Origin of the sequence: Corynebacterium lipophiloflavum DSM 44291 (genome assembly GCF_000159635.1) — a bacterium.
Lineage (GTDB): Bacteria > Actinomycetota > Actinomycetes > Mycobacteriales > Mycobacteriaceae > Corynebacterium > Corynebacterium lipophiloflavum.
The window spans coordinates 1-1,339 of sequence record NZ_GG667196.1 but is presented as its reverse complement, the minus strand read 5'-3'; the positions used below and the strand labels follow the sequence as shown (position 1 = coordinate 1,339).

General features: G+C 60.9%; 1 protein-coding gene. It reads right to left on the bottom strand.

What is annotated here, in order from left to right; translation table 11 throughout:
* Nucleotides 1-60 precede the first annotated feature (60 nt).
* Nucleotides 61-1,265, bottom strand: a protein-coding gene (locus HMPREF0298_RS09440) for an IS3 family transposase (RefSeq protein ID WP_169304980.1) whose coding sequence is annotated in 2 segments (ribosomal slippage) — nt 61-968 and nt 968-1,265 — 1,206 coding nt in all. Because the reading frame shifts where the segments join, the coding sequence is not laid out codon by codon here.
* Nucleotides 1,266-1,339 lie beyond the last annotated feature (74 nt).

Genomic DNA, 1,339 nt, shown 5'->3' with positions numbered 1-1,339 from the left:
TGGTCTGCAGGCGGAGATGGATGGGGCCCGACCCCCGTAAAGTAGACACGGGGGATGTGATCAGGAAGCAGATCTCAGCGTAACAGGACATTGCTCTTCAAACACTGCTGGAGCGAGATACCCGCACCAGGAATGCCGACGCGTGGTGTTGTAGCGGGTACACCAGCGGAAAACATCTCGCCGGCACTGCAACTGATTGTCAAACGTCTTCGCGTCCTGGAGGACCTCACGCTTCATCGCGGCGTTGAAGGACTCCGCCAGGGCGTTATCAGCGCTGCTGCCGATCGCGCCCATCGACTGCCGGATCCCCAGCGTTCTGCACGTCTCCTGGAACGCATGGGAAGTGTAGACACTGCCATGGTCCGAGTGAAAAATTGCGTCGTCGAGACTTCCGCGCTGACCCTTGGCCATCACCAGGGCGTCCTGGACCAGGGAAGTACGCATGTGATCGGCGATCGCGAAGCCGGCCAGTCGGCGGGAGAAACAGTCGATGACCGTGGCCAGGTACATATTCGACCCGTCCGCGATCGGCAGGTACGTGATATCGCCGACGTAGACCTGGTTTGGTGCCGGGGCGGTGAATTTCCTGCCCACCAGGTCCGGAAACACCGGCTTCCTCCCATCCGAGACAGTCGTGGTGACCTTGCGTTTCTTCGAGTAGCCAACCAGCTGCAACGAGCGCATGATCCGGGCGACTTTCTTGTGATTGACCGGGCTGCCGGGCGAGTCGTCGTTGAGTTGCGCCGTGATGCGTTTGGAGCCGTAGCAGCCGCGTTCTGCGGCGAACACGGCCTTGACCCGTGCGCCGAGGATCGCGTCGCTGAGCAGGCGTTGTGTCCTGGCGGAGGAGGTGTTTCTCCATTTGTAGTACGAGGACCGGTTGAGTTTCAGAACCTCACATAACCGCTTGACCGAATGGCTGTTCTTGGCGTCGTCAACGAACTGGAAGCGGATCACCAGGTCGTCTCTTCCGCAAAATATTTCGCGGCCTTGCGCAGAATATCGCGTTCCTCCCGGAGTCTGCGTACTTCTCGTTCCAGCTGGCGGATACGTTCGGCATCGGTCACCGATGTCGGGGTCTGCGAGGCGGCCTCGGTGCTGGTGGTGGTGCGGGCGCCGGTGCCAAATTTGCGGACCCAGATCTGGAGGGTGTTGCGGTTGACGCCGAGTTCGGCGGCGAGGGCGTTGATCGATACGCCGGGGGAATTCTCGTAGAGGGCGACCGCGTCGCGGCGGAACTCCTCGGTGTAGGTCTTGATCGGCATGGTGGCAGGTTACCTTTCCTCCCCGGCAGAAAGCCGGGTTGTCGGGTGTCTACCAAACAGGGGTCAGGTCCATG